The following is a 25485-nucleotide window of genomic DNA, read 5'->3' on the forward strand; positions in this document are numbered from 1 at the left end:
TTTTTCATTACCTCTTGCCTTTCCCTAGGCCCACTATGAGCCACGATAAGAAACTCAACGAGCTAGAAGCCACCTCCATATGTGGCAACGACATTTCGTCCTCCTGCCTTTATGTATCGGCCCTGGCCATTTCCTATGCCGGGCAGTACGCGTGGCTGGCCCTGGTGGTAGTGGGCGTGGTACTGTTTCTATTCCGAAAAATATACGGCGAAGTAGTGGGGGCCCTGCCCCTCAACGGCGGCGCCTACAACGTGCTGCTGAACACCACCAGCAAGCGCAACGCCGCGCTGGCGGCCTGCCTTACTATCCTGTCGTACATGGCCACGGCGGTGCTCTCGGCCAACGAGGCCATGCACTACCTGCACACGCTGTGGCACGGGCTGCCCATCATTGGGGCCACCATCGGCCTGCTGGCGCTGTTTCTGCTGCTCACCATTCTGGGCATGTCGGAATCGGCCATTGTGGCGGTGGTTATTTTCATTACGCACCTGCTCTCGCTTACGCTGCTGGTGGGCGTGGCAGTGTGGTACCTGGCCCAGCACGGCTTCAGCAATCTGTCGCTCAATTTCCAGATGCCGCTCAAAGGCGGGAGTGTGGTCAATGCGCTGTTTTTTGGCTTTAGCGCCGCCATGCTGGGCATCTCGGGGTTCGAAAGCTCGGCCAACTTCGTGGAGGAGCAGGCCCGTGGGGTGTTTCAGAAAACGCTGCGCAACATGTGGGTGGTGGTCACGGTGTTCAACCCGCTCATTGCCTTTCTGGCCATTGCGGTGTTGCCGCTGGCCGAGGTGGGGCAGCACACCGAAACCCTGCTCTCGCACATGGGCACCGTCACGGGGGGGCCGTGGCTGGGCACGCTCATTTCCATCAATGCCGTGGCCGTGCTTAGCGGGGCCGTGCTCACCTCCTTTGTAGGCGTGAGCGGCCTGATGAAGCGCATGACCCTGGACCGCATCCTGCCGCAATTCTTCCTCAAGGAGAACAAGCGCGGCAGCAACTACGTCATCCTCTTCACCTTTTTCCTGCTCTGCGTGTCGGTGCTGCTCATCACCAACGGGAAGCTGGGGCCGCTGGCGGGCGTGTACACCATTTCGTTTCTATCGGTAATGGCCTTTTTTGCCTTGGGCAATTTCCTGCTCAAGCGCAAGCGGCCTAACCTGCCGCGCCCCGTGTACGCCGGCGTTATCACCGTGACGCTGGCCATCATCGGCGTGTTTGTGGCCTTGTTTGGCAATGTTAAAATGCACCCCGAGTACCTGGTGGTGTTCCTGCAGTATTTCCTGCCGTCCATGGCCGTGATATCCATCATGCTCAACCGCATTGCCATTCTGAATTTTATTCTCTCGACCGTGGATTCTTTTGAGCGCCACCTGCCCCGGGCCTCCCGGCTGGGCCGCCTGATGGTGCGGCGGCAGCTGCGCGAGCTTTCCCAGCAGGAGTTTGTGTTTTTCACGAAGGGCGACAACGTGGTCAACCTGAACAAGGTGATGGCCTACGTGGTGGAAAACGAGTTTACCAACCGCCTGAAAATTGTGACGCTTCTGAAGGACGGCGAACAATTCCCCGACGAGCTGCTGAGCGACATCCGGGTGCTGGACCGTGCCTACGAAACCATCGAAGTAGACTTCGTGACCATGGAAGGCCACTTCGGCCCAGAACTGATTGAGGAGCTTTCGGCCAAGTGGAAAATCCCCAAGAACTTCATGTTCATCGGCTCACCCGGCGACCGGTTCCCGTATCAGATTTCGGAGCTGGGCGGCGTGCGACTGATTATTTGAGCAGGCCCAGAGTAAAATAAGAAAGGCCGTCATGCTCATCTGGCGTCCGCGCAGCCGAAGCATCTCTACCGCGCAACTAATCAATTTTAGTATTGCAGTAGAGACGCTTGCTCGCGGACGCCAGATGAGCATGACGTTCTTCTTTTTCGTTTCCGTTTTTATATGAAGCTTAAAACTTCACGTTCACCGAGGCCAGGAAATTGCGCGTGGCCTGTGGGTAATACCAGTTGAAGGTTTCCTGGCGGCCGCTGGCGCCCACGTAGCTGTAGGTGTAGCCGTTGGCCGCGTATTCGCGGTTCAGCAGGTTATTTACTAAAATTGCCAGCTCAATCTCCTTCATGAAGACTGGGCGGAAGGCGTAGCGCACGCGGAAATCGAGCGTTTGGTAGGGCTGGAGGCTGCGGTTTTTGTTGGCCGAATTGTCGAGGTACTGCCGGCTCACGGTTTTGAGCAGCAGCGCCGTGCGCAGTCCTTTTAGCGGCTGGCCTTCCAGGGTATGGGCCGATACCACGGCCGGCGAGTAGGAAATGGTGGACGTGCGCGGCGCCCCCACCACGGCCTCAAAATTCTCGTCGTACACCACGTCGCGGTAGTTCTGGATGCGGTTCTGGCTCAGGGTGAGGGTACTGCTGAGGCTGATTTTATCGGCAGCGGCCACTGCACCGGTTAGTTCCAGGCCGCGGCGGTAGCTGCGGGCCACGTTGGTGCGCAGGGCCGTGCCCACGTCGTTGAGCTGGCCGGTGGCCACTAGCTGGTCGCGGTAGTTCATGAAATAGTAGTTGGCCTCGAAGCGCACGTCCGTAATCAGCCCCAGCCAGCTGAGGCCGGCGCGATTGATGCGATAGCCGCCTTCGTAGTCTTCGAGGCGCTCGGGCCGGGCGGTCTGGTCGCCGGCGGGGCGGTCGGTGAAGTCGGCGCGCACGGGTTCGCGCTGGCCCACGGCAAAGCTGGCGTAGAGCTGCTGCCCGTGGCCCAGGGAGACGGTGGTGCCGGCCTTGGGATTGAAAAACGTGTAGCGGGCACGGGTGGTCACGTCGTTCTGGTCGTCCTCAATCCCGTCGATACGGTACCCGATGCGGCGTAGCTGCAAGTCGCCGTACACGCCCAGCCAGGACGTGGCTTGCCAGGTGGCGCGGGCGTAGGCGTTGTAGTCGGTTTTGGTGGCGTTGTTGAAGTAGTAGCGCTGCCGGTGGGCGATGTTCTGGGCGTACTGCGCCCAGATTATCTCGCCGTAGTGGTCGTTGTTGAAGCGGTTCCAGGCACCGCCCAGGGTGGCCTGCAGCTTACCCTCGCGGGGCTGGTAGTTGAGGGCGAAAGTGCCGCCATAGAAGTAGTTATCCAGCCACTTCTGGTCGATGAGGTTGGTGCGGGTAATGGTCTGGTTGCCCACCACCACGTTGGGCAAGCCGTAGTCCGAGAACTTGCGGCGCTCGCGGTAGCTCTCGTAGTAGCCAAAGCCACGGGTGAGGTGGGCCGCCGCGCCCACGTTCCAGTTCGGGCCCAGGCCCTGCGAGAGGTGCAGCTGGTAGTGGTTCTGCTGGTAGTTGTCGGTCTGGTTGTCGTAGGTGTAGTAGCTGTAGCGGCGGCCTTCGCGCAGCACCCGCGCGGCGTTGGCTTCCGAGAGCTCCCCATTGTCCACGTAGGTTTGCAGCAGGGCGCGGTTGCCGGTAATGGCCGGCTCGGGCACGCCATTCCAGGCCTGGTAGGTTTTTTCGCGGCCCGAAAAGGTGATGAATTTCAGCAGCGTGCTCTTGGCCTGGTAGCCGGCGGCGAAGTAGTACGACTTCAGGTCCGACGCCGCCCGGTTCATGTAGCCGTCGGTGGCGATGCGCGAGAGGCGCCCGTCCACGGTGAAATGCCCGCCCACCAGCCCGGTCCCGAACTGCACGTTGTTTTTCCAGGTATTAAAGGAGCCGTAGGTGTTCTGGCTTTCGGCGTAGGCCTCGCGGCGCACGCCCAGGGTCGAGATGTTGATGCTGGCCCCGAAGGCCGCGCCGCCGTTCTGGCTGGTGCCCACGCCACGCTGCACCTGCAGGCTATTAATGGACGAGGCTAGGTCCGGCAAGTTCACCAAAAACGAGCCTCGCGACTCCGGGTCGTTCAGCGGCACCCCGTTGATGGTCATGTTGATGCCCGTGTTGCTCGTGCCCCGAATGCGGATGTCGGTGTAGCCCACGCCCGCGCCGGCATCGGAATTCACCACCACCGAAGGCGTCTGGTCGAGCAGATAAGGCAGGTCCTGGCCGAAGTTGCGCTTGGCCAGGTCCTCCTTGCTGAGGTTGGTGTAGGCCGTACCAGTGCGGTCGTTGGCCTGGGAAGCCGTCACGAGGGCTTCGCCGGTGAGCACGGCGCCGGGCTGCAGCGCATTGCGCAGCCGTTGTTCCCCGGCTTGGCCTTCCACGCGTTGCACCAGCGCATCGTAGCCCAAGAAAGAAATGCGCAGCTCGTGCGTGCCGGCCGGCACGGCCGGCAATGCGAAGGCGCCGGTGGCGTCGGTGGTGCCGCTGGCCGTGCCGTCGAGCAGAATAGTGGCGCCGGGTAGGGCTTCGCCGGTGCGGGCATCGGTGACGGTGCCAGACACGGGGCCTTGCGCCCATGCCGGTGCGGTGGCCAGCGCGCACAGCGCCGCCCCCGCAAGGAGTACAGTTTTCAAAAAGATTATGGCGTAAAAAATGGAACGCGCCGTCGCCCCAGGGGTCGGAGCGGCAGCGGAAACGTCCGCGGATTGTTTGTTCCCTTCGCCGGCATTACCCGGTTCAGGTTCGATGGGTATCATCTCAGCCGATGTTGTGCACAACATCAGCACCCCTAAACATGCCGCAAAGGTAGCACTCCAGCCGGCCGGACCACAACTTCCGGGCGGGCGCCGCACAAATTGGCTTGGTCGTTTGTTGAAAGACAGTTAATTTAGGGACGCCGGCCGGCGCAACGCCAAGCCGCCGCCCTACGTTTTAGCTCAGCCCCGCTTCAGCCGCTATTGCCATGTTCAGCCTTGTCTACGCCGTTGTCTTTTGCGCCTTCTTCGTCTTTATGCTGGTGCTGCCCCGGCGGCGGCGGCGCGCGCTGCCCCCGCCCCCACCGCACGACGGCGACGACGACGGCGGCGAACCCCACGACCCCGGCCTGCCCGACCTCGACCTGCCCCCCGGCATTTCCCGGCCCATCAACGATTGGGAGCCCGACTACAACAAGCCCCGGGTAGGCGTATAAAGCACCGAGCCGGATTCCCTGCCCACACCACCGTCAAATACCAAGAGCGTTTCCACGGCCCCCAAGCGGCCGTGGAAATGCTCTTTTTTTTAGCTGTGGCGCTGCCAGTTGCCGCAGTGCCTCGGATGGTCGAGTCCTCATGAAGCGGGTGATACCTAATAAATGCCGGGTACTAGCACGCCGGACTGGCAATGGGACTGCTCCACATTCTATTCTAAAGGCCTGAAAGCTGCCGTACGGTTCAGGCTACTTATGCAGCGTACATGGCGACAGGCGAAATTGTTTGTCTAATCTTTTAAATAAATATCTTAAACAATAAGCACCAAAATATCATTTTCATGATACATTTGGTCCATCGTTCAACCCTTAATTTTTTTGTCACATGCAAAACTCTTTCTTAGGTGTTCTAACAATTCCGGTAGACGACCCGGTGGCATTCACCTTCTTCATCGGCTACATGGCCATGGCAGCAGCGGCCGTATTCTTCCTGTTCGAGCGCAGCACGGTTGCTGACAAGTGGAAAACTTCCCTATTGATTTCGGGATTGATTACGGGCATCGCGGCGGTACACTACTACTACATGCGGGACTTCTACATCATGTCCAAAACCACACCCATCGCGCTGCGCTACATCGACTGGACGCTGACGGTGCCGCTTATGGTGGTGGAGTTCTACCTACTGGTGCGCGCCGCCGGAGCCAAAGTGGCCCTGCTGTGGAAACTGGTGCTGGCAGCCCTCGTGATGCTGGTGTGCGGCTACATCGGCGAAGCCTTTACCGATGGGTCCATGGGCTACTCGGCCTTGTGGGGCACCCTCTCCACGGTGGGTTACCTCTACATTCTGTACTCGGCCTGGATGGGTGAAGTGGCGCAGCTGGCCGCCAAGTCCGAATCGGAGGCCGTACAGAAGGGCGTCCGGGCGCTGGCCTGGTTTATTCTGGTGGGCTGGGCCATTTACCCCATCGGCTACATGGCCATGCCCGGCGGCCTACTGGGCCCCGACGGCGCGGGCCTGCTCCGCCCCTCCGACCTCGACCTGATTTACAACATTGGCGACGCCATCAACAAAATTGGGTTTGGCTTGGTCGTGTACGGCATTGCCCGTAGCGAATCGGCGGTGAAAGTGGCCCCATCCAGTGCCACTTCGGTGGTATAGACTGCGCCCTACCTGAGCGTTGCCGGCGGGCTGAAATAGCCGGCTGGCACGCTCAGGTGAAGCATCATAGTATAAGCTCCTCAACCTGGTTGAGAGCGATTTGATAACAGGCCGTTGTACTGCGCTAGCTGTGCAGCGGCCTGTATTGTTTCTCACTGTTTTGCCGCGACCCCATGCCTCTTTCCCTCGCCCCCGACTGGTCTCATCGCTCCTACTCCTACGCCGCGGTGCTGGCGCTGGTGGGGCTTGGGACGGCTTTTCCGGCGGTGGCGGGCTGGTTGCTGGGGGTGCCGCTGGCCGTGGGCATGGTGCTGCTGGGCGTGGCCCACGGTGCCTGCGACCAGTTCGTGCTGCCCGCCAGCCAGCCCGCCGGCCGGGCCGCTATGGGGTGGCGCTACTGGGGCCGGTTCCTGCTGGGCTACCTCGGGCTGGCCGCACTGGTGGGCCTGCTCTGGTGGTGGTGGCCGGTGGCTACAGTGGCGGGGTTTTTCCTGCTCACGGTGTGGCACTGGGGCTCCGCCGATGCGCCCGCCAACACCCAGGTTTCTACCAGCTGGTGGCTCGCGCACAGCCTGTTGCGCGGCTTGCTGATTTTTGCGGTACCCGCCTGGGGCCGGGCCCATGAAACCCGGAGCCTGGTGAACGAGCTGCTCACTTTCGTGGACGCGGCCCATGTTTCGGTGGCCACATTCGAGGCCATTGCGGTGGTGCTGGGCGTGCTGGTGATGGGCGGGCACGCGGCGCTATGGGCCGGCTACGCCGTGCGGGCCCGAACTGACTTGCTCAAAACCGAGCTGGTGGAAGTGGCCGTGCTCACGCTGCTGTTTGTGGCGCTGCCGCCGCGGCTTTCGGTGGCGGTGTACTTTGTGTTCTGGCACAGCCTGCAGCACATTTTGCGTCTCAATGGCTGGCTGGGCTACGCCTCAGGCAACAATGGCCAGGCCAGCCGGGCAGAATTACTGGGGCAGTTGGGTTTCTTTCTGCGCCGGGCGGCGCCGCTGCTGCTCATCAGCTGCGTAGCGCTGCTGGTACTGGGCCGCGTGCTGGCTCCGCGCCTGCCCGATGCCACGGCGTGGTTTAGCCTGGCGCTGGTCGTTGCCGCCATCGTCACCCTGCCCCACGCCCTGCTGGTTACGACGGTGATGGACGCCCACCGGTGGAAAAACCTGGGACTGGGCAAGCACCCATCATCTCCCGGCTAGCCCAGGTTGCGGGCTACTTAACCCACCTCAATGCTGTAAGTGGCAGAAAACACTTGGCCCGGCGCCAGCGTCAGAATGCCTTCCTTGTCGCGCAGCTCGCCGGGTGCGCCGGTGGGACTGGCCACTCCGTGCCAGGGCTCCACGCACACAAAGCCGGCGCCGGGCCCTTTGGTCCAGAGGCCGAGGTAGGGAAAACCGTCGAACTGGAAGCGCACGAAGTGCGCCGACATACGCGAGCGCAGCGTGAGACGCGTAAAATCGTAGTGCTTGAACACCAGGGCATCGTCGGCAAACAAGTTGTAGCGCAGCGGCAGCACGTTGCCCTCGGTGAGGACCGGAGCGGTCTGGCCCGTGAGCAGGCCGCCCTGCAGCAGGTGCCGCTCTAGGCGCACGGGGTGGTCAAACTCAAAGAAATAATCTTCAAACACCTCGTTGGGCAGCAAGGGGCACCGCACCGCCGGATGCGCCCCAATGCTGAAGAGCAGGGTTTGGTCAGGGGCGGGGTTGCGCACGTCCCAGCGCACGGTGAGCAGCGTGTCGCGCAGGGTGTAGGTAATGGTCAGCTCGAAAGCAAAGGGGAAAATGCTCTGGGTGGACTCGTCGTGCTGCAGCTGGAAAACCAGCTCGGTGGGCTGGTGGCGCAGCACGGCAAACTGCTGGTCGCGGGCAAAGCCGTGCTGCGGCAGCTTGTAGTCGCGGCCCTCGTGGTGGTACACATCGCCGGGCAGGCGGCCCACCAGCGGAAACAGCACCGGGGCGTGGCGGCCCCACACGGCGGGGTCGGCGGGCCAGAGGTACTCCAGGCCGTTGGCCGACGTCACCAAGCTCGTGAGCTCGGCCCCGTGCGAGGCAAACGTAGCCCGGCAGCTGGGGGTGAAAAGGGTGTAGTGCGTGGGGTGAGCCGATACGGGCTGGGCGGGCGGCGCGGGCGAAGTGGGCGGCAGCATTCTGGTTTGCAGGAGCTCATCAACCAAAAAGCAGGCCTGGGCAAAGCGCCGGTCCTCGTCACCGGAAATCTCGGCGAAGTTGGACATCTGGTCGCGCAGCTCGCGCTGGTAGAGGTCGTAGAACTGCTGGCGCAGGTGCGGGTGCTCGCGCAGCGGGTCGGGCTGCCAGGGCAGGTCCACGCCCATGAGCAGCACCAGGTCGTAGTGCTGCTGGTCGATGCAGCGCAGTATCCACTCCGGACAGCTGCCGAAGGCGTGCTCGGCCCAGATTTTTATCACCAGCAAGTCACTGTCGCAAAACACCACGCGCGTGGCCTGGGCCGCGGCCTGCTCCTCGGCGGCCAGCTGCCCCCGCGCTATTTCTTCGAGGTCCTCGGCGGTGTAGTGCGGCCCGGAGGCGGCGAGGTACTCGCGGGCAAATTCGGGCGCGAAAGTGGTGCCGTAGTGGGCCGCCAGCCGTTTGGCCAGCGTCGATTTACCCGTAGATTCCGGGCCAGTCAGGGAAACGCGCAGCAAAGGTGAGGGAGGAAGAGAGGTGAAAGGAAGAAGCTAGGTACTGATTCCGGCACTCATTACTGGGTGAAACAAGGAGAACCGTCTTTTGGCTATTACGCCACCAACTAACGGGGGTTAGCAGCCAGCGTTGCTTTCTCACGCATTGGTTTAGCGGTAATCAACTCTAAACAGCCGCTGCCGACGAGGGCAGGGGCGTGGCCAGCTCGCGGCGCCACTGCCAATAGCCGTAAGCGGCCAGAATCAGGTACAAAAAATAGAGCAGGCTCACGAAATAGAGGTCCTTGTACCACAGCACGGGCACGTAAATCACATCAACCAGCAGCCACAACAACCAGTTTTGGAGCCGCTTACGGGTGAGCAGGTACTGGGCCACGATGCTGCCGGCAGTGGTAAAGCTGTCGATGTAGGGAAAGGCCGCGTCGGTGTGATAACGCAGGTAGTAGCCGAAACCCAGCGTGAAGAGGGCCGCAAACGCCGCGCCCAATAGCCATTCGCGGCCCTGTGCATGGGTTACGCGCAGCTCGGTGGCGTTGCGCCCGCCGTAGAGCCACTCGTACCAGCCGTAGCAGCTGAGCAGAATGAACAACCCCTGCAGGCCGCAATCCGCGTAAAGCTTCGCCTTGAAATACACGACCACAAAGAGCAGGCAGCTGACGATGGCAATCGGAAAGTTCCAGAGAGACTCGCGGGCGGCCAGCCATACGCAGGCAAAGCCCGTGACCACGGCCACCAGCTCCAGCGGGGTAGTGGCGTGCCAGTAATGAGCAAACGAGGTTGGAATATCTAGCAACGGCAGAGCGAGCACGCGGGCGCAGCCCGGCAGGAGGCCGCAAGATAGGAGCAGCAGGACTATTTTTGCAGCTTCAGCACCCGCACTATGCCCAACAATTCACTCGAAATCAGCCCCGAAGACCTGCACGCCCGTCTGCAATCCGGCGAAGACTGGCAGCTGGTGGACGTGCGCGAAGAAATGGAGTTCGATTACTGCCACCTGCCCGGCAGCCTCCTGCTGCCCCTGGATGAATTGCCGCGCCGCGCCGCCGAAATCCGCACCGAAGGGCCAGTAGTGGTTATTTGCCATCACGGCGTGCGCTCGGCCCAGGCGCTGGGCTACCTGCGCCAGCGCCTGGGCCGCACCAACGTGCTTAACCTGCGCGGCGGAGTAGCCGCCTGGGCGGAGCAGGTCGACCCGAGTTTTCCGCAGTACTGAGCCCCAGCGGATAGCGGACGGCAAACCCGCGGCTCCTGTTTGGGGTTAGGTGTTGTTACTGAAGCCGCTTCTTTCCGCCCCCATGTCCGATTTCTCAGTCCCACCCGTTGCACTGGCCGCCCCCACCGCCCCCACCCTGGCCAACCGCCTGGCCATGCGCGAGCGGCCCACCGGCACGCCGCTGCTCCGCCAGGAGTGGAGCGACCTGCTGTTTATGCACTGGGCGGTGCCGGCCAAGCTGCTGCAGCCCCACCTGCCGCCGCGCCTGCAAATCGACACCCACGACGGCATGGCGTGGCTGGCCATTGTGCCTTTTCGGATGTCAAAAGTCCGCACCCGGGTGAGCCCGCCAGTGCCCGGTGCCAGCGAGTTTCTGGAGCTGAACGTGCGCACCTACGTGCACCTGGACGGCGTGCCCGGCGTGTGGTTTTTCTCGCTCGACGCCACCACCCCCCTGGCCGTGTGGGTAGCCCGCACGGTATTCAACCTGCCCTACTTGCGCGCCACCATGCACATGGAGAGCCCCACCGCCCAGCTGCGGCAGTTCCGGGCCGAACGCACGCACTCCGGGGTGGCACCGGCCGCGTTTCGAGCCACCTGGAACATCATGGCGCCCATGCCGCCCGCCGAGCCGGGCTCGCTCGCGTTTTTCCTCACGGAACGCTACTGCCTCTACACCAGCAACAAAGCGCAGACCAAGCTTTACCGGGGCCGCGTTGCGCACGCGCCGTGGCCCCTGTTCACGGCCAACGTGCTCCACTACGAGTCTTCCCTGATAGAAAGCCAGGGCCTGCCCACGCCCGCCGGGGCCCCGCTGCTGCACGCCGGCGGCCCCGTGAGCGTGGAGCTGTGGCCGATGCAGCGGGTGTAATTTTGGCGGGTGAACACTGCTTTTGCCCTGCCGCCGCTGCCCGATTTGCCCATTCTTGCGGCGCTGCCTGCTTTGCGGGCGGCCCTGGCCGCGCACAGCCGGGTGGTGCTGGAAGCTCCCCCCGGCGCGGGCAAAACCACCGTAGTGCCACTGGAGCTGCTGGCGGCCGGCTGGCGCAACCCCGCCGATAAGATTCTGGTATTGGAACCCCGCCAGCTGGCCGTGCGGGGCGCCGCGGCCCGCCTGGCCCAGCTACTCGGCGAGCCCGTGGGCCGCACCATCGGCTACCGCGTGCGGCTGGACAGCAAAGTGTCGAAAGAAACCCGGGTAGAGGTAATCACGGAGGGTATTCTGACGCGCATGATTCAGGACGACCCGGCGCTGGAAGGCGTGGCAGCCGTGGTCTTCGACGAGTTCCACGAGCGCAGCTTGAACGCGGATTTGGGCCTGGCGCTGACTCTGGATGCACAGGCGGTGCTGCGGCCCGAGCTGCGCATTCTGATAATGAGCGCCACGCTGGAAGCCCAGCGGCTGGGGCAGTGGCTGCCGGCGCCGGTGGTGTCGTCGGCCGGTTTTCTGTTCCCGATTGACACGCACTACCTCGACCCGCGGCGCGCTTCGGCGCTCTCCAACAAGCCCAATGAGCGGCTGGCCGAGCTGGTGCCCGCGCAGGTGCGGGCGGCGCTTAGTACGCATCCCGAAGGCGACATACTGGTTTTCCTGCCCGGCGTGGGGGATTTGCAGCGCAGCGCCCGCAAGCTGACCGACTCCCTGGCCGACCACGTAGACCTGCACCTGCTGCACGGTGAGCTGCCGCTCGAAACCCAGGACGCCGCCCTGCGCCCCGCCCGCGCCGGCCGCCGCAAAGTCATCCTCGCCACCAGCATTGCTGAAACCAGCCTGACCATTGAGGGCGTGCGCGTGGTAATTGACGGCGGGTTTGCCAGGGTGCCGCGCTTTGTACCGCGCACGGGCTTTACCACCCTGGAAACCGTGCCCGTGGCCCGCGCCGCCGCCGACCAGCGCCGCGCCGCGCCGGCCGCCTGGGCCCCGGCACCTGCTACCGCCTCTGGACCGAAGCCGAGCACCACAACCTGCCGGCGCACCGCCCGCCCGAAATCCACACCGCCGACCTCAGCAGCCTGGTACTGGAGTTGGCCCTGTGGGGCGCGGCCGACCCCACCAGCCTGCGGTGGCTGGACGTGCCGCCCACCGCCGCTTTTTCCCAGGCCCGCGACTTGCTGGTGCGCCTGGGCGCTTTGGAAATAATTAAAAATGAAGAACTAAAAATCAAGAGTGGGGTGGTCAATGATGGTTTTTTGGGTATGAAAGCTCATAATTCCAGTGTAGAACAACCCACTTTTAATTCTTCATTTTTAATTTTTAATTCATCCGTGAAACCCACGGCCCACGGTCGGAAACTGGCCGCGCTGGGCTTACCGCCTCGGCTGGGCCACTTGGTGGTGCGCGGGCAGGAGCTGGGCCACGGCTCCGGCGCCGCCGCCCTGGCTGCCCTGCTGGCCGAGCGCGACTTGCTGCGCTGGGCCTCCCCCACCGACACCCGCCCCGCGCCCCCAGACCTCCGGCTGCGGCTCGAAGCCTACGCCAACGGCCGGGCGCCTCTGCCGGGCCTGGCCTTGCACCACGCCACTCTGCAGCGCGTGCGCGACGTAGCCCGCAACCTCATGAACCGGCTGGGTCTGCGAGAGCCGTCCAGTAACCAGGCCATTATGCAGTCGCCAGTTAGCCTGCTCACCGCTTTGGCCTACCCCGACCGGCTGGCTCAGCGCGAAACCCACGACCGGCTCCGGCTCGTGACGGGCCAGCGCGTGAGCCTGAATACCAAGGAGGTAGACCCACAGGCCACGTTTTTTGCGGTAGCGCACCTGGCCGGCACCTCGTCGGCCCCGCGGGCCACGCTGGCGGCGCCGTTGGAGCAGGACGAGCTGGAAGTAGCTTTCGCCGACCAGATTGCCACCACCGACGAAGTGCGTTACGACCCCGCCGCCCAGCGCGTGACCGGCCGCCGCGTGCGCCGATTGGGAGCATTGCTGTTGGCCGAAACGGTGATTGGCCAACCCGAGCCGGCTTTGGTGGTGCGCGCCCTGCTCAGCTATTTGCAGGAAGTCGGCATCAGTAAGCTGAACTGGACGCCGGCGGCCCGGCAGCTGCAGCAGCGACTGGAATTTATGCGGCAGCACTTCCCGGCCTCCGAATCAACTTTGGAAGAAGAACACTGGCCGGCCTTTGATGAGGAAACGCTGGCCCAAAAGGTGGAGCAGTGGCTGGGCCCGCACCTCACCGGCATCAAAACCCTGAGCGACATGCAGCGCCTCGACCTCACGGAGCCGCTGCTGGCGCGCCTGCCCGGCGGCTGGAACCAGCGCCAGGCCCTGGACCGCTTGGCCCCGGCCGCGTTGGAGGTTCCCAGCGGCTCGCACATCACCCTGGACTACAGCGACGGGGCCGCGCCCGTACTGGCCGTGAAGCTGCAGGAGCTGTTCGGCTTGACCGAAACGCCCACCGTGGCCGGCGGGCGCGTGCCGCTGCTGCTGCACCTGCTCTCGCCGGGCGGGCGGCCCGCGCAGGTCACCCGCGACCTGCGCAGCTTTTGGGAGCGCGGCTATTTTGAAGTGCGCAAGGACCTGAAGGGCCGCTACCCCAGGCATCCGTGGCCTGATAAACCCATGGAACACATCCCCACCAGGCTCACCAAAAAGCGCCTGGGCCAGTAGCTTGGCGCGGACTACAAAGCTCGCATTGCCTAGAAACTACTCCAGCGAGCCTGAGCAGGTCCAAAATCAGCGCATTTCATTTTCGTCGAGGAATGGGCTGCCGTTGTTGCGGGGCGAATAGTGCCGGTGCAGCCAGCGGCTGAGGCCGCCCAGGCCGGGCAGCAGCACCCGCTCCGTGATGTTGGCCTGGTCTAGTTTATCGCGCACCTCCCACTTGAGCTTGGCGGGAATCACGATGCGAAAGTATAGCTCCGGGCGGTCGGCAAGCCAGTCGTGCAGCACGCTCTGGGCCGTGCTCATCAGCGAAAACAGGGCGTACTGGTGCACAATGCGGGCATCCAGACTGGGCGGCTCCAAAAACAGCACGTAGGGCTCGGCCTGCAGCACTTCCAGCTCGCGCAGGCTGCTGCTCACGGGCTGCAGCAGCTCGGAGGTAAACACGTTGGAGCCTTCCTGCTGTAGGGCCTGGCGCAGGCGGGCGGGCAGGTGCTCGGCGGCCTTCACGTAGTTCAGGGCCCACACAATGCCGTCTTCGTGGTAGGCGTCGAGGTCGTCGGTGGCAAAGTGCAGGGCCACGTAAGGCGAGTACGTCCAGTCGAGCAGACGGGTGGGCAGGCCGTGGTGCTGGGCCAGGGCCAGCCAGTCCCAGGTGCTGGCGGCCTGGGCGGGCACGGTGGTGTCGCGGGCGTACTTGCGGAAGTTGCGCAGCAGGTGGTGCTCCAGCTCGTGGTAGTGGCCGCCGAGGCGCTGCAGGCTGGTGTCCAACTCGTAGAGGTGCGAGCGGCTGCCGCGGTACACGAAGGGCGAGCGAAACCGCCCGATGCGCCCGTCCCAGGTGTTCTGAAAAAGCAGCCGCTGCAGGTCTTCCCAGGAGGCAGCAATGTGGTCGTTGGCGGAGAGCGGCATGGGGCGAAGGTACGGCGGGCGCTTTTTGGCACTAAAAAGCTCCGCAGCGGCGTGCGCGAGCTGGCGGAGGCTTTTTATACGGAAGCTACGGCTTACTCGCCGGCCGGAAAATCGGCAGCGTTGCCCATGGCCTCGTACTGCGCCAGCTCTTTGCTTGTGCTCTCGAACTTCTCGCGGGCGCCTTTCACGGCGGCTTTGCCCAGAGGCAGATGCAGAGGCGGGTTTTCCATGTGCACCACTTCGTACATGGCCTTGGCGGCGCGCTCGGGGTCGCCGGGCTGGCGGCCGCTGTTGCCCTGAATGCTGCGCAGGTTTTCGCCCACGGTGGCTTGGTAATCGTCGATTTTGGTATCGACGAAGGTAGCCGACTCGCCGGCCCACTTGGTCCGGAAACCGCTCGGCTCGATGTTGGTCACCTTAATGCCCAGCGGCCCCACCTGCTGGCTCAGGCTTTCGCCAATGGCCTCAAGGGCAAACTTGCTGGCGTTGTAAATGCCCACGCCGGGGAAGGTTTTCAGGCCGCCAATGCTGGTGATGTTGAGCACGTGGCCCGCGCGGCGCTCGCGCAGGTGCGGGAGCACGGCCCGCAGCACGTGCAGCACCCCAAACACGTTCACGTCGAACTGGCGCTGCACCTCCTCGGCCGGCACCTCTTCGATGCTGCCCATGGAGCCGTAGCCGGCGTTGTTCACCACCACGTCGAGGTGGCCAAAATGCGTAATGGCGTCGGCCACGGCCGTTTTCACCTGCGGCTCGTTGGTCACATCGCACACCACGCCGAAGGTGCGGCCAGCTTCTTTAGCGGTGAATTCTTCGGCCTGCTCAGGCTTGCGGAACGTGGCGGCTACTCGGCCGCCTTTTTCGAGTATGTAAGTGGCCAGGGCTTCGCCGAAACCGGAAGAAGCCCCGGTGATGAACCAGGTTTTGGAAGCGGAGTCAGACATAAAACGGGGGTTGAAATGGTAGCCGCTAAGACGGATTGGAAGCCAAAATGTTTGATATACGCTTTTGGTCGGCGTGCAGCAGGCCGTTGCTGTACCTTCGCATTGGACACCTCACCTGCCCCCGCCTCCCTTCTCCATATCCTATGAAGCACCTTTTCTCGCTTTTACTTGCCTTGTTGGGCTTCGCGGCCCACGCGCAGGTCACCTTCAAAATCACCGCCGTGCCGGCCACCACGCCCGCCAACGCCACTATTTACATGGCGGGCACTTTCAATGGCTGGAACCCGGCCAGTGCCGCGCACACGCTCACCCGCAACGCCGACGGCAGCTATGAAATCACACTGCCCACGGGCACGGGCACCATCGAGTACAAGTTCACCCGCGGCGCGTGGGCCTCGGTCGAAACCACGGTTTCCAATGGCCAGGTGCCGAACCGCACGTTCACCTTTGGCAGCAGCGCCGGGCCGGTGCTCCACCAAATACTAAACTGGGAAGACGTGGCCGGCGGCACGCCCAGCGGCCAGTCCACGGCCGCGGCCAATGTCAGCGTTATTTCCACCACGTTTGAGATGCCGCAGCTGGGGCGCACCCGGCGCGTGTGGCTGTACCTGCCGCCGGGCTACGCCACCAGCGGACGCCGCTACCCCGTGCTGTACATGCAGAACGGCCAGAACGTGTTCGACAAGCTAACCGCTTTTGCGGGAGAATGGGGCGTTGATGAAGCCTTGAACCTGCTCAACACCAACGGGCAGGACCCCACGGGCTGCATCGTGGTGGCCGTTGATAACGGGGGCGCCAGCCGCCTCAACGAGTACTCGCCCTGGAACAACCCGCAGAACGGCGGCGGCCAGGGCGACTTGTACCTGGACTTCCTCGTCCAGACCCTCAAACCCTACATCGACACCAACTACCGCACCCTGGCCAACCGCGAGAACACCGGCATTGCCGGTTCCAGCATGGGCGCCCTCATCGCTACTTACGCGGCCCTGCGCCACCCCGCTGTTTTTGGCAAAGTGGGCGTGTTTTCGCCGGCTTACTGGTTTGCGGCCCAGCCCCTGTTTGCGTACGTGCACCAGCATCCGGCCAACCCTAACACCCGTTTTTACTTCGTGAGCGGCACCGGCGAAAGCACGACGATGGTGCCCCTACATGACCGCCATGCGCGATTCGCTGCTGCGCGGCGGCGTCCCGGCCGCCAACCTGAGCTTCAACCCGCGCGCCGACGGCCAGCACGCCGAATGGTTCTGGCAGCGCGAATTCCCGGCGGCTTACACCTGGCTTTTTGCGCCCGCCGCCGTTACGCCGGTCCGCCAAAGCCAGCGACTGCGGGCCAGCGTGTACCCCAATCCAGCCGCGCAGGAGCTGCGGATAGCCCTGCCTGCTTCCCTTGCCGACGGCTGGCTCGAAATTACCGATGCGCGCGGCCGGACGGTGCTGCGAACCGCCGTGCGCAACGGCGACGCCGTGAACCTGCGCGGCCTGGCAGCGGGGCTCTATCTGTCGCGGATAACGGCCGGCGGCGAAGTCAGGGCAGTGAAATTCGCAAAAGAATAACCTCAGACCGGGATATAGCCGGGCTTCAACCCAACTTCCCGCCGTACCTTTGCCTGGCAAAAGGCCCCAACGCCCAACCCCTTTTGCTATGGCGGATTCCGCAACCCCCAAAATTGCCTTCGAGGCCCTGACTTACGACGACGTACTGCTGCTGCCAGCGTACTCCGAAGTGCTGCCCCGAGACTGCGACACCGGCACCCGCCTCACCCCCAACATCCGGCTGCAAACCCCGCTCATCTCGGCGGCCATGGACACCGTCACGGAGTCTGACATGGCCATTGCGCTGGCGCAGGAAGGCGGCCTGGGCATCATTCACAAGAATATGTCCATTAAGACGCAGGCCGACCAGGTGCGCCGCGTAAAGCGCAGCGAATCGGCCCTGATTCAGGACCCGTTCACCCTGCCGCCCACCGCCACTCTCGCCGACGCCCGCCAGATGATGCGCAAGAACGGTATCGGCGGCATTCCTATCATCGGCGACGACCGCCGCCTGGAAGGCATTCTGACAAACCGCGACCTGCGTTTTGAGAAAGACCTGAGCCAGTCCGTGACCACGGTGATGATTCCGCTCAGCCGCCTCGTCACCGCGCCGGCCGGCATCGACCAGGCCGAGGCCGAGCAGCTCCTCACCGACAGCAAAGTGGACAAGCTGCCCCTGCTGGACAGCGAAGGCCGCCTGGCGGGCCTGATGACCTACAAAGACATTCGCAAGCGCCGCCGGGCGCCGCACGCCAGCAAGGACAGTAAGGGCCGGCTGCGCGTGGGCGCGGCCGTGGGCGTCACCCCCGACCTGCTCCAGCGCGTGGCGGCTCTGGTTGAAGCCGGGGTGGACATTGTGAGCCTCGACACCGCCCACGGCCACTCCAAAGGCGTGATGGACGCCGTGCGCGCCATTAAAGCCGCCTACCCGACCCTGGACGTAATGGCCGGCAACGTGGCCACCGCCGCCGGGGCCCGCGCCCTGGCCGATGCCGGCGCCGACTGCGTGAAGGTCGGCGTAGGCCCGGGGTCAATCTGTACCACTCGCATCATTGCCGGTATCGGCGTGCCGCAGCTTTCGGCCGTGCTGGAAGCGGCGCGCGGCCTGGCTGGCACCGGCGTGACGCTGGTGGCCGACGGCGGCATCAAGTTCTCAGGCGATGTGGTGAAGGCCCTGGCGGGCGGCGCTGCGGCCGTGATGGTGGGCTCGCTGCTGGCCGGCACCGAGGAAGCCCCCGGCGAGCTGATTATCTACGAAGGCCGCAAGTACAAGTCCTACCGCGGCATGGGCTCGGTGGAGGCCATGGAAGACGGCAGCAAAGACCGGTACTTTCAGGACGCCGAAGACGACGTGAAGAAGCTGGTGCCCGAGGGCATTGTGGGCCGGGTGCCGTTCAAGGGCAACGTATCGGAGGTGATTTACCAGCTGGCGGGTGGCCTGCGGGCCGGCATGGGCTACGTGGGCGCGGCCAACATGGAAGCCCTGCAAGCAGCGCAGTTTGTGCGCATCACCGGGGCCGGCCTGCGCGAGTCGCACCCGCACGACGTGCAAATCACGCGCGAAGCACCCAACTATTCGAGCCGCTAAACCGGCTTGGGCAGGGCTTGTGATTCAGGGGGCAGTGGCGGCTTGTGCGGGCGCTGCCCCCGCACCACGGGCCAAAATTGTGCGGTTGAATTTGGGTAGCCGATGGTATCTTGCATGCCGATTGGGCGTCTGCCAAGGCGCAACGGGCTGGTATTTTTGTGTTATTCGTAGCTTCGCCTGTGCATCATCCGCTGTTGTATATTGGTTTTTTGTTTACCCTGCTCGGTGCTGGCTTGGTGCTAACCGACATTCTGAGCGTTGGGGTGGCGGCTACACCATTCTCAAGCTGGCTGCTGCTGCTGACCACGGTGGGCGTGCTGGTGGTGCTGTGGCGGCTTTTCGTCCGCCCGCCCGCGCTGGCGGCCCCCGTGGCGGCAATGGCAAAAGCCGCCGCGCCGCGCCAACTGGAAATTCAGAGCCTGCAGCGCCTGGTGCAAATCGTGCAGCATGGCCAGACTTCCGGCGAAGTGTACAGCATGCTGCTCGAGTCGGCGGTTCAGACCGTGCAGGCCGACGCCGCCTGGCTGGTTCTCCTGCCCGACCACACAAAAGTGGAGGCTGGCAAAGCCGTTCAGTACTACAACATTTCGCCGGCGCAGGCAGCCGAGCTGCAGAGCCGGCTCAGCAGCCACACCCTGCCGGATGGCGAGTACATAACCAACGACCTGAACAGCCGCCTCGGCTTTGAAGGCGCGCCACAGGCCTTCCGTTCCCTGATGCAGCTGCCGCTGCAGGGCCTGCAGTTCGACTACGGCACCCTGTATCTGCTCAAAGCAGAGCCCAACACGTTCGACAGTGATGACCTGAGCATCCTGCAAACCTTCACCAGCCAGGCGGTGCTCAGCATTGAGAACCTGGAGCTGGTACGCACGTCGCTCGAGAACCAGCGCACGCAGGAGGAGCTGAAAATTGCTTCTCAGGTACAGGACAGCCTCATTCCCAAGAACCTGCCCACCGACAACTGGTTTGAAATCAGCTCGCACTCGCTGGCGGCTAAGGAAGTGGGCGGCGACTTCTACGACTTCCTGCACCTACCCGGCCGGCGGCTGGCCGTCATCATCGGCGACGTGAGCGGCAAAGGCGTGACGGCGGCCTTCCACATGGCCCAGATGAAGGGGATTTTCCATTCGCTGATGCAGGAAAACCCGCTGGCCAAAAACGAGCGCGACAAGTTCCCGGTGCCCAGCCGTTTTATGGCCCAGGCCAATGCTGCCCTCACGCACTGCCTCGAGAAGTCTTCCTTCATCACCTCTTCGCTCTACATCATCGACTACGAGCAGGGCGGCTTCGTGTTTGCCCGCGCCGGGCACTGCCACACGCTCTATTACCATGCCCTGCGGGAGGAAGTGTTCTATTTCGAATCCACGGGCCTCGGCTTGGGCATCATTCGGAACGAGAGCTACGAGAAGCACATCAAAAACCAGTTTTACGACTACAGCCCCGGCGATGTGATGGTGATATACACCGACGGCATTGTGGAGGCCCGGGGCGGCAACGGCACCGACGAGTACGGCGAAGACCGGCTCAAGCTCCGCCTGGAGGAAAGTTATTTCCAGGAAGCTGAAGCTATTAAATCGTCCATCCTCGCCGACCTCAATGGCTTTACCAACGGCTTTCCCATTCACGACGACCAGACCCTGTTGGTCATAAAATTCAAGTCTGCTCAACCCCCGCAGTGAGCCTGACGTATCGCCCTCATTATGAAAGTCACTGCTCAACCCACCGCCGATACGCTCACCCTCCTGCTGGACGGCGAGCTGGACGCTAGCTCCGCCATTGTTCTTGATACTGAGCTCGCAAAACCCGATATTCTCAACTACCGCAAGGTGCTGGTCGATTGCGCCAAGCTCAGCTACATTTCGTCGGCGGGCCTGGGGGTGTTTATCTCGCACCTGCAGCGTTTTCAGGATGCCAACGTGAAACTGGTGTTCTTCAACATGCAGGAAAAGGTCTTTAACGTGTTTGAGATTCTGGGCCTCGACGCCCTGATGACCATCGTGTCCACCGCCGCCGAAGCCGAAGCAGCGTAAAAAAGTTAAGAGTTGGGAGTTAAAAGTTAAGAGTTGAATCCGTCCTCCTGGTCATTTCAAATCTTCAATTCCCAACTCTTAACTCCTAACTCCTAACTCCCCAATGAAGTCTGCTCTCCGCATTGCTTGCTCACGCCGCAGCCTCCAGCAGGTGCGTGACTTCGTGCGGAACCACCTCAGCAGCCGCCAGCTCCCCGAAGTCACCGTGAACCAAGTGGTTCTGGCCGTGGACGAGGTAGTGGCCAACTTCATCATCCACGCCAACGCCGAGGACGAAACCCAATTCCTGGACCTCAAGCTGGATATGAACGACCACGACATCAACGTGGAAATTGCCGACAACAGCAGCACTGTGTACCTGCCCGGCCAGCACCAAAGCCCCGACCTGAGCGAGTACATCCGCCAGGGCCGCAAAGGCGGCATGGGCATGACGCTGGTGAATCGGCTCATGGACCGGGTCGAATTTTTTACCCGTGGCAACCACACCGTGTGCCACCTGAGCAAGCACATTTTCTAGGTTGAATCCCTGAAATGATGGCTCAGCAAGAAGAACGCCGTGCGGGGCTTGCCTTGGTTCTTTAGCCACCACAGTAGCTCCTACTGCCGTGGCGATGAGGCCGGGGCAGGCCCGGCGAGGCGTTCTTTTTCGTGCCCGCTGGCTTCGTGTCTGCCTAAGCTATTTCCCCCCGGAAATTAGTTAATTTCGCACCAGTATAATCATGTTCGCGCTGTTTGCTGCTTCCTCTACAGCGCTTTTGCTTCCTTCGTTTTACCATGCACAAACGCATTCTGTACACCGGTTCCGCCGCCATAGCACTGCTGGCCGGCTGCCAGGCCTCCAAACCGGCTACTTCGGGCGCTGCGGCAGCCACTGCCTCGGGGCCAGCCGTTGAAACGCTGGGCAACTACGCCGTTCCGGCCAATGAATTTGCCTACGTCTATCGCAAGAACAACAGCTCGGCACCCGACTATGGCACCCGGCAAAGCGTGGCCGAATACCTGGAGCTGTACACCAACTTCCGCCTCAAGGTGCTGGAAGCCGAGCAGCGCGGCCTCGACACCACGCAGGCGTTCAAGCGCGAGCTCGACGGCTACCGCCAGCAGCTGGCCCAGCCCTACCTCACCGAGAAAAGCGTGACCGACCAACTGGTGCGCGAAGCCTACGACCGCATGAGCCAGGAGGTTAGCGCCTCGCACATCCTCATTCGCGTAGCGCCCGACGCCACCCCGCAGGACACCCTGTCCGCCTACCAGAAGCTTGAGAACATCCGCCGGGAAGTAGCCGGCGGGGCCGATTTTGACCAGATGGCACGCACCCAGAGCGAAGACCCTTCGGCCCGCGAAAACGCTGGCAAGCTCGGCTACTTTACCGCCATGCAGATGGTGTACCCGTTTGAGTCGGCGGCCTACAAAACGCCCGTTGGGGAGGTGTCGGCGCCCATCCGCACGCGTTTCGGCTACCACATTATTAAAGTAAACGACAAGCGAGCCGCGCAGGGCGAAATCAAGGTGGCCCACCTCATGATTCGGATGAACGCCAACGCGCCCAAGTCCGACTCGCTGACGGCCAAGAAAAAAGTTGACGAGCTAGCCAGCCGCCTCAAGAAAGGCGAGAGCTGGGACAAGCTCGTGGCCCAGTTTTCGGAAGATGCCGGCTCGGCCGCCAACGGGGGCGAACTACCGCCCTTTGGCACCGGCCGCATGATTCCCTCGTTTGAGGAAGTGGCCTTCAAGCTGCAAAAGCCCGGCGACATCTCCGCGCCCGTGCAAACGCCCTACGGCTGGCACGTCATCAAGCTGATTGAGCGGCAGCCGGTGGCTAAATTCGCCGACGTGGAAGCCACCCTGAAAAGCAAAGTGGCCAAAGATTCGCGCTCGGAGTTGAACAAGGCCGCTTTCCTGAAGCGCATCCGCCGGGAAAACCAGTTTACCGAAGTAGCCGCTGCTAAGACCTACGCCTTCAGCAAAGCCGATACCGCGCTGGTAGCCGGCCGGTTTAGGTACGCGGCCCCGGCAGATGTCAAGGCCGGCAAGACGCCTTCCGACAGTTCGCCGCTGTTCACCATTAAGGGCAAGCCCTATCTGGTAAAGGACTTCCTGGCGTATGCGCAGCAGAACCAGCGGCCCCGCACGGGTGCCCAGCCGGCCTTTGCCATGCAGCAGCTCTACGACCAGTACGTGGAAGAGTCGCTGACGGAGTTCGAGAAGAACAGCCTCGAAACCAAGTACGAGGACTACCGCATGCTCGTGAAGGAGTACCGCGACGGCATTCTACTTTTCCAACTCATGGACGAGAAGGTGTGGAGCAAGGCCATTGAGGACACGGTGGGGCTGAAAAAGTACTTCGCCGAGAACCAGGCCAAGTACCAGTGGGACCAGCGCGTGCAGGGCACCGTGGTGAGCGCCGCCACGCCGGCGCTGCGCGACCAGGCGCGAGCTTATTTAGTTAAACACACTACAACAACCCGCAGCATGGCAGCTGTCCAGACCACCACAACCCAAATACCGTTGTTCACCACCAAAGGAGTTCCATCAATGGTGAGCTTCCGGCCTCGCACCGCCACGCTGACTCCTGCCGGCACGAAAGCCCTTGAACAACTGGCCAACCAGATGATGACCGACACCACGCTGATGCTTTTTGCTAACGCGCAGGCAGCCACCAAGACGCAAACGGCTTTGGGTGGGCAGCGAACCAGCCGTTTTCAGGAGTACCTGCTGAAGAAAGGAGTGCCGAACAGTCGCATTGCTTTGAGCACTATTATGGGCGGCAAAAAGTCCCGGCCGGCCGCCGCCGATGCCATCAGCGTGCGCGCCTATACTCACGACCCGGTGGCAATAGAGCAGCATTTTAATACCAAAAACCCGCTGTCGGTACAAATCAGCCAGAAGATGTTTCAAAAGGGCGACAATAAGGCCGTGGACGAGGTGATGAGCAAAGGCCCTGGCACCTACAACCTGCAGAAAGATGGCCGTTACATGGCCGTAATCATCGACAAAATTCTACCGGCCGGCCCCAAGGCCCTCGCCGAAGCCCGCGGCCAAGCCACTTCAGACTACCAGACCTATTTGGAGAAAGTATGGATTGAGGAGATGCGCGCCGCCCGCCCGGTTAAAATAAACGAGGCCGAAGTGAACAAGCTCATCACCAAATAATTTATCGTAGCGCGGAGTACGGCTTTGCTTCCCTGCTTCGTTTGGTTGACGCGCAGCCTCGCTGTGCGCCGCGCCGCGGGTGCCCGTTGCAACCATTGAAACCGGGGCGCGCTCCTTGCTTTTGTCTGCCAACGGATTTATCGTGAAATTTGTGCGCCTGCTCGTGTGTTAGGCGAGCAGCGCTTAAGCCCCGGCATTTGGCCTTGGGGCGCTACACTACTACCTTATGCTTGTTAAAGTGAATCGCGCTGCGGCGTCGGCCCTGCTTACGTTGCTGCTGCTCGTGGGCTTTGCTCCCTCTTCCCAGGCCCAATTGGGCATCACCCGGTCCAAGGGCCAGCAGCTGCTCGATGGCATTGTGGTGAAAGTGGACAACCAGATTGTGCTGCAGTCCGACGTGGAAAACATCTACCTGCAGGAAGTGGCCCGCGCCGAAGGCAAGGCCCTGCCGCCCGACCTGAAATGCAAAATTCTGCAAAGCCTAGTGCTGAACAAGCTGATGCTGGCCCGGGCCGAAGTGGACTCCGTGACCGTCACCGACCAGCAGGTAAACGGCGAAGTAGACCGCCGCATGGCGTACTTCATCCAGCAGATTGGTTCCGAGAAGCGCATGGAAGAGCAGTACAACAAGCCCATTAAAACGCTGAAGGATGACTTGCGCCCCCAAATCAAAGACCAGCTCACACAGCAGGAAATGCAGCGCACCATTACGGGCAAAGTAGCCGTGACGCCGCGCGAGGTGGCGCAGTATTTTGCCAAAATCCCGCAAGACAGCCTGCCGTACTTCAGCACCGAAGTGGAAGTGGGTCAGATTATTATTCCAGCCCAAATTAATGAGCAGGCCAAGCAGGCGGCCATTGCCAAGCTCAACGACATTCGGGGCCAGGTGCAGGCCGGGGGCGACTTTGCCACCTTTGCCAAGGAGTTTTCGCAGGACCCTGGTTCGGCCAAAGAGGGCGGCTACCTGGGCGCGTTCAAGCGCGGCGAGCTGGTGCCCGAGTACGAGGCGGCGTCGATGAAGCTGGAGCCGGGGCAGCTGTCGCCGGTGGTGCAGTCGCAGTTCGGCTTCCACCTCATTCAGTTTATTGAGCGCAAAGGCAACACCTACTCCACCCGCCACATCCTGCTCAAGCCGGAAACCGGCACTTCCGACGCCAGTGAAGCAGCCAAGACGCTCACCAAGCTGCGCCGTCAGATTCAGTCGGACAGCATCAGCTTTGCCAAAGCAGCAAAGGACAATTCCTCGGATAAAATCACCGGCGGCAACGGCGGCCTGCTCCAGAACCGCGAGGACGGCGGCACCCGCCTGCCCCTCGACAAGCTGGACCCCGCCATCTTCTTCACCATCGACACCATGAAAGTGGGCAACATCACGCCCCCCATGCCCTACCGCACCGACGACGGCAAAGACGGCATGCGCATCCTGTGGCTGAAGTCGAGCACCGCGCCCCACCAGGCCAACCTGCAGCAGGACTACCAGAAAATTGCCGCCGCGGCCCTCAACGAAAAAAAGAACAAGGCCCTGGATGAGTGGTTCCTGAAAAACCGCGGCTCGGTGTACCTCGAAATCGCGCCCGAATACGCCCAGTGCAAGGTGCTGGACGTGGCCGAGCGCTAGTTGTCAGTTGCTCGTTGTTGGTTGTCGGGACGTGCTCACGGCTGAACTTCGAGTTGAATGTGCCAATAACTGACAACCAACAACTGAGAAC

Annotated in this window: 20 protein-coding genes and 1 riboswitch; of the genes, 15 read left to right on the plus strand and 5 right to left on the minus strand. The window is 62.4% G+C overall.

Translation table 11 applies throughout. The annotated features are described in order from the left end of the window. Positions 1-35 precede the first annotated feature (35 nt). Positions 36-1775: an APC family permease gene (locus BEN47_RS07790; RefSeq protein WP_070726940.1), complete on the plus strand. Its 1740-nt coding sequence runs from the start codon at positions 36-38 to the stop codon at positions 1773-1775. A gap of 169 nt (positions 1776-1944) precedes the next feature. Here the strand turns inward: BEN47_RS07790 and BEN47_RS07795 are convergent, their stop codons facing one another. Continuing rightward, complete coding sequence (locus tag BEN47_RS07795; protein ID WP_070726942.1) at positions 1945-4428, minus strand: TonB-dependent receptor; 2484 nt, start codon at positions 4426-4428, stop codon at positions 1945-1947. A 61-nt stretch (positions 4429-4489) separates the two neighbouring features. Then, positions 4490-4595: riboswitch (TPP riboswitch) on the minus strand. Between the two features lie 162 nt (positions 4596-4757). Here BEN47_RS07795 and BEN47_RS07800 point away from each other — a divergent pair. From BEN47_RS07800 to BEN47_RS07810, 3 genes are all read left to right on the plus strand, one after another. Further along, positions 4758-4985 (plus strand): hypothetical protein, encoded by a 228-nt coding sequence (locus BEN47_RS07800; RefSeq protein WP_070726944.1) that lies wholly within the window; start codon positions 4758-4760, stop codon positions 4983-4985. Positions 4986-5367: 382 nt separating this feature from the next. Further along, positions 5368-6141, plus strand: coding sequence for a bacteriorhodopsin (locus tag BEN47_RS07805; protein ID WP_070726946.1), 774 nt, complete (start codon positions 5368-5370; stop codon positions 6139-6141). A 173-nt stretch (positions 6142-6314) separates the two neighbouring features. Continuing rightward, positions 6315-7343, plus strand: coding sequence for a Brp/Blh family beta-carotene 15,15'-dioxygenase (locus BEN47_RS07810; protein ID WP_070726948.1), 1029 nt, complete (start codon positions 6315-6317; stop codon positions 7341-7343). A 17-nt stretch (positions 7344-7360) separates the two neighbouring features. Here BEN47_RS07810 and BEN47_RS20225 read toward each other — a convergent pair whose 3' ends face one another. Both BEN47_RS20225 and pnuC read right to left on the minus strand, forming a co-directional pair. Further along, complete coding sequence (locus BEN47_RS20225) at positions 7361-8806, minus strand: aldose epimerase family protein (protein WP_083322240.1); 1446 nt, start codon at positions 8804-8806, stop codon at positions 7361-7363. A 163-nt stretch (positions 8807-8969) separates the two neighbouring features. Further along, the gene (gene pnuC / locus BEN47_RS07820; protein WP_158010910.1) at positions 8970-9596 is read right to left on the minus strand and encodes a nicotinamide riboside transporter PnuC; all 627 of its coding nucleotides are present in this window, start codon (positions 9594-9596) and stop codon (positions 8970-8972) included. An 87-nt stretch (positions 9597-9683) separates the two neighbouring features. Here pnuC and BEN47_RS07825 point away from each other — a divergent pair, with 87 nt between their 5' ends. The 4 genes from BEN47_RS07825 to BEN47_RS20235 all read left to right on the plus strand — a co-directional run bounded on the left by BEN47_RS07825 (position 9684) and on the right by BEN47_RS20235 (position 13622). Continuing rightward, on the plus strand, positions 9684-10016 hold the full coding sequence (locus tag BEN47_RS07825) for a rhodanese-like domain-containing protein (RefSeq protein WP_070726950.1): 333 nt from the start codon (positions 9684-9686) through the stop codon (positions 10014-10016). Between the two features lie 82 nt (positions 10017-10098). After that, the gene (locus BEN47_RS07830; RefSeq protein WP_083322242.1) at positions 10099-10887 is read left to right on the plus strand and encodes a YqjF family protein; all 789 of its coding nucleotides are present in this window, start codon (positions 10099-10101) and stop codon (positions 10885-10887) included. 9 nt (positions 10888-10896) lie between these two features. Beyond that, positions 10897-12156 (plus strand): DEAD/DEAH box helicase, encoded by a 1260-nt coding sequence (locus BEN47_RS20230; RefSeq protein WP_125921569.1) that lies wholly within the window; start codon positions 10897-10899, stop codon positions 12154-12156. Next, a complete protein-coding gene (locus tag BEN47_RS20235; RefSeq protein ID WP_239691536.1) occupies positions 12042-13622 on the plus strand; it encodes an ATP-dependent helicase C-terminal domain-containing protein in 1581 nt (526 codons plus the stop codon). The genes BEN47_RS20230 and BEN47_RS20235 overlap by 115 nt, the downstream gene beginning before the upstream one ends. A gap of 66 nt (positions 13623-13688) precedes the next feature. On the opposite strand, the gene BEN47_RS07840 is transcribed toward BEN47_RS20235, so the two are convergent. Both BEN47_RS07840 and BEN47_RS07845 read right to left on the minus strand, forming a co-directional pair. Next, entirely contained in the window at positions 13689-14528 is an 840-nt protein-coding gene (locus BEN47_RS07840; RefSeq protein WP_070726952.1) for an FRG domain-containing protein, read from the minus strand. Positions 14529-14620: 92 nt separating this feature from the next. Beyond that, positions 14621-15472: an oxidoreductase gene (locus tag BEN47_RS07845; RefSeq protein WP_070726954.1), complete on the minus strand. Its 852-nt coding sequence runs from the start codon at positions 15470-15472 to the stop codon at positions 14621-14623. A gap of 143 nt (positions 15473-15615) precedes the next feature. Here BEN47_RS07845 and BEN47_RS23020 point away from each other — a divergent pair, with 143 nt between their 5' ends. The 7 genes from BEN47_RS23020 (at position 15616) to BEN47_RS07880 (ending at position 25394) form a co-directional block, all read left to right on the plus strand. Then, positions 15616-17157 (plus strand): alpha/beta hydrolase-fold protein, encoded by a 1542-nt coding sequence (locus BEN47_RS23020; protein WP_158010912.1) that lies wholly within the window; start codon positions 15616-15618, stop codon positions 17155-17157. Further along, positions 17115-18593, plus strand: a complete 1479-nt coding sequence (gene guaB, locus BEN47_RS07855) for an IMP dehydrogenase (protein WP_070726959.1) — start codon at positions 17115-17117, stop codon at positions 18591-18593. The genes BEN47_RS23020 and guaB overlap by 43 nt, the downstream gene beginning before the upstream one ends. A gap of 209 nt (positions 18594-18802) precedes the next feature. Continuing rightward, on the plus strand, positions 18803-20272 hold the full coding sequence (locus BEN47_RS07860) for a PP2C family protein-serine/threonine phosphatase (RefSeq protein WP_125921572.1): 1470 nt from the start codon (positions 18803-18805) through the stop codon (positions 20270-20272). A 21-nt stretch (positions 20273-20293) separates the two neighbouring features. After that, positions 20294-20623 (plus strand): STAS domain-containing protein, encoded by a 330-nt coding sequence (locus BEN47_RS07865; RefSeq protein ID WP_083322244.1) that lies wholly within the window; start codon positions 20294-20296, stop codon positions 20621-20623. 103 nt (positions 20624-20726) lie between these two features. Further along, positions 20727-21140: an ATP-binding protein gene (locus BEN47_RS07870; RefSeq protein ID WP_070726965.1), complete on the plus strand. Its 414-nt coding sequence runs from the start codon at positions 20727-20729 to the stop codon at positions 21138-21140. A 257-nt stretch (positions 21141-21397) separates the two neighbouring features. Further along, entirely contained in the window at positions 21398-23776 is a 2379-nt protein-coding gene (locus BEN47_RS07875) for a peptidylprolyl isomerase (protein WP_070726968.1), read from the plus strand. 238 nt (positions 23777-24014) lie between these two features. Continuing rightward, positions 24015-25394, plus strand: a complete 1380-nt coding sequence (locus BEN47_RS07880) for a peptidylprolyl isomerase (RefSeq protein ID WP_239691537.1) — start codon at positions 24015-24017, stop codon at positions 25392-25394. Positions 25395-25485: the final 91 nt, after the last annotated feature.

The organism is Hymenobacter lapidarius, from assembly GCF_001816145.1.
Classification (GTDB): domain Bacteria; phylum Bacteroidota; class Bacteroidia; order Cytophagales; family Hymenobacteraceae; genus Hymenobacter; species Hymenobacter lapidarius.